The organism is Mesobacillus sp., from assembly GCF_047739415.1.
Taxonomy (GTDB): Bacteria; Bacillota; Bacilli; order Bacillales; family Cytobacillaceae; genus Mesobacillus.
Genome location: NZ_JBIQOE010000214.1, coordinates 1 through 6,879, shown reverse-complemented (window position 1 = coordinate 6,879; position 6,879 = coordinate 1). Strand labels below are relative to the sequence as shown.

The 6,879-nt window shown below is 43.7% G+C and carries 6 protein-coding genes; all 6 read left to right on the top strand.

Translation table 11 applies throughout. The annotated features are described in order from the left end of the window. Positions 1-527 precede the first annotated feature (527 nt). The 6 genes from ACH0QE_RS17010 to dapA all read left to right on the top strand — a co-directional run bounded on the left by ACH0QE_RS17010 (position 528) and on the right by dapA (position 6,125). Positions 528-773, top strand: a complete 246-nt coding sequence (locus ACH0QE_RS17010) for a YlmC/YmxH family sporulation protein (RefSeq protein ID WP_023614840.1) — start codon at positions 528-530, stop codon at positions 771-773. 232 nt (positions 774-1,005) lie between these two features. Further along, positions 1,006-1,908: a dipicolinic acid synthetase subunit A gene (gene dpaA / locus ACH0QE_RS17005; protein WP_415801757.1), complete on the top strand. Its 903-nt coding sequence runs from the start codon at positions 1,006-1,008 to the stop codon at positions 1,906-1,908. Further along, on the top strand, positions 1,905-2,501 hold the full coding sequence (locus ACH0QE_RS17000; RefSeq protein WP_102262234.1) for a dipicolinate synthase subunit B: 597 nt from the start codon (positions 1,905-1,907) through the stop codon (positions 2,499-2,501). Before dpaA ends, ACH0QE_RS17000 begins: the two co-directional genes overlap by 4 nt. Positions 2,502-2,864: 363 nt before the next feature. After that, positions 2,865-3,914, top strand: a complete 1,050-nt coding sequence (asd, locus tag ACH0QE_RS16995) for an aspartate-semialdehyde dehydrogenase (protein ID WP_415801756.1) — start codon at positions 2,865-2,867, stop codon at positions 3,912-3,914. Between the two features lie 41 nt (positions 3,915-3,955). Then, positions 3,956-5,200 (top strand): aspartate kinase, encoded by a 1,245-nt coding sequence (gene dapG, locus ACH0QE_RS16990; RefSeq protein ID WP_415801755.1) that lies wholly within the window; start codon positions 3,956-3,958, stop codon positions 5,198-5,200. 58 nt (positions 5,201-5,258) lie between these two features. Further along, the gene (gene dapA, locus ACH0QE_RS16985; RefSeq protein ID WP_415801754.1) at positions 5,259-6,125 is read left to right on the top strand and encodes a 4-hydroxy-tetrahydrodipicolinate synthase; all 867 of its coding nucleotides are present in this window, start codon (positions 5,259-5,261) and stop codon (positions 6,123-6,125) included. Positions 6,126-6,879: the final 754 nt, after the last annotated feature.

The following is a 6,879-nucleotide window of genomic DNA, read 5'->3' as shown; positions in this document are numbered from 1 at the left end:
AAAACGAAGGAATCGTGACAGGCTGGGCATCGGATATTGAAAAGCTGTCAAGAAAACGAAGGAATCGTGACAGGTTTGTCCTCTGATGCTGGAAAGTTGTCAAGAAAACGAGGGAATTGTGACAGGTTAGGTCTCTGCACCTGAAAAGCTGTCAAGAAAACGAAGAAATCGTGACAGGTTGGATATCTAATACTGAAAAGCTGTCAAGAAAACGAGGGAATCGTGACAGGCTGGGCATCGGATACTGAAAAGCTGTCAAGAAAACGAGGGAATCGTGACTGGTTAGGCCTCTGCACCTGAAAAGCTGTCAAGAAAACGAAGGAATCGTGACAGGTTAGGTCCCTGATACTGAAAAGTTGTCAAGAAAACGAGGGAATTGTGACAGGTTGGGCTACTTCACCTGAAAAGCTGTCTAAATAACAGCAGATTCTTGACAACAATTACCCTTTTTTCATGGATAGGTATTCTAAAAAACTTCCCGGATTGATACATATAGAATAAGGACAAAGTGACAGGGGGAGGGCATCATGAAATTAAGTGAACTTGGCGGTAAAGAAATCGTCGATGTAAAGAGGGCAGAAAGATTGGGCGTACTTGGACAGACAGATTTAGAGATCAATGAAAGGACCGGCCAAATAGAGGCCTTGATCATTCCGTCTTTAAAATGGTTCGGCCTTCGCAAACAATCCGGAGAAGTAAGGGTTCCATGGAAACATATCAAAAAAATTGGTTCAGACATGATTATCATTGATATCCCAGATGATGAAGAGTAAAAGCGGGCCCAAAGCCGGCTTTATTTTTTTGCATCTGAATTTAGGTATTATTGATTTAAAATCAACAGAATAATCCTTTGCATCTATTCAATTTTCAGCGCTGGCCAATGGCCGGCGCATTTCTTTTATGGAAAACTCACCTATTCCAAGTCTGATACATATGATGTTGAAGTAGTTCAAATTGAATGAAATATATATTCCAGGATTAATGGAAAAGAAGGTGATTGTTCTCATGCTGACAGGAATGCAAATCGCGGTTATCGGCGGTGATGCGAGACAGCTGGAGATTATTCGCAAGCTGACAGAGCTTGATGCAAAGCTTTCTTTAATAGGCTTCGAGCAGTTGGACCATGCTTTTACAGGTGCCTCAAAAGAAAAGATAGATGAAGTTGATTTTTCCGTACAGGATGCTTTGATCCTGCCTGTTCCTGGCACGAGTATGGAGGGCCAGGTCGAGACCATTTTCTCGAATGAAAAAGTAGTCCTTATAAAAGAAATGCTTGAAAAGACTCCTCAACATTGCACAGTTTATTCAGGCATCAGTAATTCTTATTTAACGGGGATTACAAATCAGGCAAACAGGAAACTCGTACAGTTATTCGCTCGTGATGATGTTGCAATATATAACTCGATCCCGACGGTCGAAGGAACGATCATGATGGCAATCCAACATACGGATTTCACCATCCATGGTTCAAAGGTAGCTGTTCTCGGACTTGGAAGGGTTGGGATGAGTGTCGCGAGAACCTTCCATGCCCTTGGAGCAAAGGTGAAGGTAGGAGCCCGGAAAAGTGAACACATTGCAAGGATTACGGAAATGGGATTAGAGCCGTTCCTTTTATCCGATATAGGCAAGGCAGTCTCGGATTCCGATATTTGCATCAATACGATTCCTCATCAAATCGTTACTGCCTCCGTCATTTCGAGGATGCCTGCTCATACTTTGATCATCGACCTTGCATCCAAACCAGGTGGAACGGATTTTCGCTATGCGGAAAAACGCGGAATCAAAGCATTGCTTGCACCTGGATTGCCAGGAATCGTTGCCCCGAAAACAGCGGGACAAATTTTGGCGAATGTTCTTTCTCAGCTGCTTATGGAAGACTTTATAAACCGAAAGGAGAAAGAAGTATGAGTTTAAAAGGTAAGAAGATTGGTTTTGGATTAACAGGCTCACATTGTACGTACGACGCTGTTTTTCCGGAAATTGAAAAGTTAGTGAATGCAGGCGCTGAAGTTTTACCTGTTGTCACATTCACTGTTAAAAATACAGAAACACGTTTTGGAAAAGGTGAAGATTGGGTACAGCGGATTGAAGAGCTAACAGGCAATAAAGTGATTGATTCGATTGTAAAGGCAGAACCTCTCGGTCCAAAAATTCCCCTTGATTGCATGGTCATAGCGCCGCTGACAGGTAACTCCATGAGCAAGTTTGCAAACGCTATGACAGATTCGCCAGTTTTGATGGCTGCGAAAGCAACATTAAGGAACCAGAAGCCGGTTGTCCTTGGTATTTCCACTAACGATGCTTTAGGGCTTAACGGCGTAAATCTTATGAGGCTGATGGCAACCAAGAATATTTACATGATTCCTTTTGGCCAGGATGATCCTGTGAAAAAGCCAAACTCAATGGTTGCAAGAATGGAGATGCTTTCCGAAACAATCGTTGAAGCAATGAATGGAAAACAGTTACAGCCAGTATTAGTCGAGCGTTACAAGGATAATTAGAAATAATACCAGGCTCTTTTCGCAAGCTTAATTGCTAGCAGGACACAAACAAACGGCAACTATGAAAAGAGCCCGGAAGCTTTTTAAGAGACAGGAATTGAAGTTGTAAGCTGAATGCAACGGTTAATGCGAGAATGTCTTTATAAAAAAACAGCGCGATTACACATTATTTTAATTTTTAAATGCTTTTCTCCGGCAGTGAAGCAAAATGTTTCTTTTCTTAATGATTGATTATGATAAAATATAGGATAATATACTAGGCGGTTATTTCTTATAAACCGCCGTTTTATACTTATGATTCAAACAACCTCAGCTAACTTGCGGGGTATTAAAACGATAATGGTAGTGGAAGGGGAAACAGCAATGTCAGAGAGAAAAGGTTACCGTGTAGCAGTAGTTGGAGCAACAGGAGCAGTAGGACAGCAGATGATCCAGACGCTTGAAAGCAGGGACTTCCCTGTGTCTGAGCTATTATTGCTGTCATCATCTAGATCAGCTGGTACAAAGGTTCAATATAAAGGCAAAGAGTTGACAGTTCAGGAAGCCAAGCCAGAAAGCTTTGAAGGTGTGGATATCGCGCTGTTCAGCGCCGGTGGAAGTGTTTCCAAGGAACTGGCACCAGAAGCAGTCAAACGCGGAGCGATCGTGGTGGATAATACAAGTGCATTCCGCATGGATGAGAACACGCCACTAGTCGTGCCTGAGGTAAATGAAGAGGATCTTCACACACACAACGGAATCATCGCTAACCCGAACTGCTCCACGATTCAGATGGTCGTAGCATTGGAGCCATTACGGAAAAAGTTCGGCCTGGAAAAGATTATCGTATCCACCTACCAGGCGGTATCTGGTGCCGGTGCTGCTGCTGTCGAGGAGCTGGAGGAGCAGACTCAGGCAATCCTGAACGGAGAAGAATACGAACCAAAGATCCTTCCGGTCAAGTCAGCGGATAAGCACTACCAGATTGCATTCAACGCCATTCCACAGATCGATACATTCGTAGATAACGGTTTTACGTATGAAGAAATGAAAATGATCAATGAAACTAAGAAAATCATGCACATGCCTGGACTGCAGGTTGCGGCAACATGCGTACGTCTGCCGGTAGGCACAGGTCATTCAGAATCGGTGTATATTGAAATTGGCCAGGACGGTGTTTCCGCAGCTGATGTTAAAGAACTTTTGTCTGATGCACCAGGAGTTGTCCTGCAGGACGATCCTGAACAGCAGCTGTATCCAATGCCTGCATTCTGCGTTGGCAAAAATGACGTTTTCGTCGGCAGAATCAGGAAGGATCTAGACAATGAGAAAGGCTTCCATATGTGGGTCGTTTCTGACAACCTGTTAAAAGGTGCTGCATGGAACTCTGTCCAGATTGCTGAAAGTCTTGTAAAGCTTGGAATAGTAAAGTAAACACATAATTGATATAATGACAGAATTTCTGAGGTGTTACGATGAAAATAATCGTTCAAAAATTTGGCGGTACATCTGTCCGAGACGAACAAAGCCGCATCCAAGCGATGAGTCATATTAAGAAGGCGATCGCGGATGGGTACAAAGCGGTGGTAGTCGTTTCTGCGATGGGCAGGAAGGGAGATCCGTACGCTACTGACACTCTCCTCAGCCTGCTGGGAGGAAGTGACAGCAAGATCAGCAAGCGGGAGCATGATCTGCTGCTATCGTGCGGAGAAACGATTTCCAGTGTCGTTTTTACCAATATGCTGCTTGAAAATGGTATTAATGCAACTGCGCTTACAGGTGCCCAGGCGGGTTTCAGGACAAATAGCGAGCATACGAACGCAAGAATTCTGGATATGAAGTGCGACCGGTTGCTGAGAGAACTGGATCAGGTCGACGTTGTCGTCGTCGCAGGATTCCAGGGTGCTGCAAAAAATGGCGACGTGACAACAATCGGCAGGGGCGGCAGTGACACATCGGCTGCAGCACTTGGTGCAGCGTTAAACGCGGAGTGGATTGACATTTTTACCGATGTCGAGGGAATCATGACAGCTGATCCAAGGATCGCAGAAAACGCTCGGCCACTTTCTGTTGTAACGTATACCGAAGTCTGCAATATGGCATACCAGGGGGCGAAGGTAATCCACCCTCGTGCTGTCGAGATCGCCATGCAGGCAAAAGTTCCGATCAGGATCAGGTCCACTTATTCGGAAGGTCTTGGCACACTGGTTACTACCCTTAATCGTGAAAACAAAGGAACTGACATTAAGGAACGACCTGTAACAGGAATTGCGCATGTTTCAAATGTAAGCCAAATAAAGGTTTTTGCTAAAAAAGATCAATACAACCTCCAATCTGAGGTTTTCAAAGCGATGGCCAATGAAAACATCAGCGTGGATTTTATCAATATTTCTCCAAATGGAGTGGTATACACCGTCTTAGACGAAATGACGGACCGGGCTGTAAAGGTATTAGAAGGATTAGGACACACTCCGCAAATTGAGAGACATTGCGCGAAGGTCTCAGTTGTCGGAGCAGGAATGGCGGGAGTCCCGGGTGTAACCTCAAAAATTGTTACAGCTTTATCTGAAAAAGGCATCCGCATCCTTCAGTCCGCTGACAGCCATACAACGATTTGGGTATTGGTCAAACAAGAGGATTTAGGGAAGGCAGTAAATGCATTGCATGATGCCTTTCAGCTCGAAGAGGAAACAGCAGATTTCGAGCGTCAAGATATTTAAAAAGATTTTGCTTCTAGCCTCCGAAGCCGGAAGCCTTTCAGAAGAGGAGTGAACAGGAATGGTTCAATTCGGAAGAGTATCCACAGCAATGGTGACCCCATTTGACCACAAAGGGCACATTGATTTCAATAAAACGACACAGCTAGTAAACCATTTGATTGATAACGGGACAGATTCGCTTGTTGTTGCAGGGACAACAGGTGAATCCCCGACTCTATCTAAAGAAGAGAAAATCGCATTATTCCAGCACGTCGTGAAGGTTGTTGACAAGAGGGTTCCTGTCATTGCAGGAACAGGTAGCAACAACACTTATGCTACCATCGAACTGACTAAAAAAGCAGAAGAGATAGGTGTGGACGCGATTATGATCGTAGCGCCATACTACAATAAGCCAAACCAGGAAGGTCTTTACCAGCATTACAAGGCAGCTGCTGAAGCTACTTCTCTTCCAGTAATGGTTTATAATATTCCAGGCAGGTCAGTTGTCAACATCCTCCCAGAAACAATCATCAGGCTTGCTGAAATCCCGAATATTGTAGCTGCGAAGGAAGCGAGTGGCGACCTTAATGCCATGACGAAAATCATCGCAAATACACCAGACGATTTCCTTCTTTACAGTGGCGATGACGGATTGACTCTGCCAGTGCTTGCAATCGGCGGTACTGGAATTGTATCTGTAGCTTCACATGTAATTGGAAATGAAATGCAAGCAATGGTCGATGCATTCTTCAGCGGAAGGAATGCGGACGCAGCTAAATTGCACCAGCGCCTGCTGCCAATCATGCAAGGACTGTTCGCGGCTCCAAGCCCGGCACCTGTCAAAACGGCATTGCAGCTAAAAGGACTTGATGTCGGATCCGTACGATTGCCAATGGTGCCATTGACTGAGCAGGAAAGAACCGCAGTAGCTAAACTATTCGAATAAATTACAAGGCCAACCTTTGGGGTTGGCCTTATTTATGTGAAAAAAGCATTTTTGACCTATAGAACTTCCGAAATGTCATTGTGACTTACTTATTGCACTGTGCTGATGCTTGAAGATGTCTAATAAAAACAGTTTCCTGGACATTTTGAATGCGTGCAAGTTCCGAAATGTCTAATAAAAACAGTTTCCTGGACATTTTGAATGCGTGCAAGCTCCGAAATGTCTAATAAAAACAGTTTCCTGGACATTTTGAATGCGCGCAAGCTCCAAATGTCTAATAAAAGCAGTTTCCTGGACATTTTGAATGCGCATAAGCTCCGAAATGTCTAATAAAAACAGTTCCTGGACATTTTGAATGCGTACAAGCTTCGAAATGTCTAATAAAAACAGTTTCCTGGAAATTTTGAATGCGCACAAGCTCCGAAATGTCTATTAAGTTCAGTTATTTAGACATTTTGCCACCCTCCTGACCAATTAACGTCTCCGCTCTCTGGTCTACATCCACTTCTGACCTCTAAATGTCCATTAAACACCAATGCTGGGTTCATCAGGATAAAAGCAGTTAATGGAAAGTCGAGTTCCTCTCAGCTAATAAATAGCTAAGGATATTAAGTTTTATATACCCAGTATTGAGCACAATTCAAAAAATATAAGGAATTGTCCTGTATTATTCTTGATTGTGTAAGGGGGAATTATTTCGCCTGTTTTTGAAATTATGTGAGGAAATAGAGGACATTCATTCTTAGGAATAGAA

What these genes read in the sequence shown, in the direction of transcription:
- asd (WP_415801756.1), top strand. Translation starts at nt 2,865, where the DNA reads ATGTCAGAGAGAAAAGGTTACCGTGTAGCAGTAGTTGGAGCAACAGGA.
- ACH0QE_RS17010 (WP_023614840.1), top strand. Translation starts at nt 528, where the DNA reads ATGAAATTAAGTGAACTTGGCGGTAAAGAAATCGTCGATGTAAAGAGG.
- ACH0QE_RS17000 (WP_102262234.1), top strand. Translation starts at nt 1,905, where the DNA reads ATGAGTTTAAAAGGTAAGAAGATTGGTTTTGGATTAACAGGCTCACAT.
- dapA (WP_415801754.1), top strand. Translation starts at nt 5,259, where the DNA reads ATGGTTCAATTCGGAAGAGTATCCACAGCAATGGTGACCCCATTTGAC.
- dpaA (WP_415801757.1), top strand. Translation starts at nt 1,006, where the DNA reads ATGCTGACAGGAATGCAAATCGCGGTTATCGGCGGTGATGCGAGACAG.
- dapG (WP_415801755.1), top strand. Translation starts at nt 3,956, where the DNA reads ATGAAAATAATCGTTCAAAAATTTGGCGGTACATCTGTCCGAGACGAA.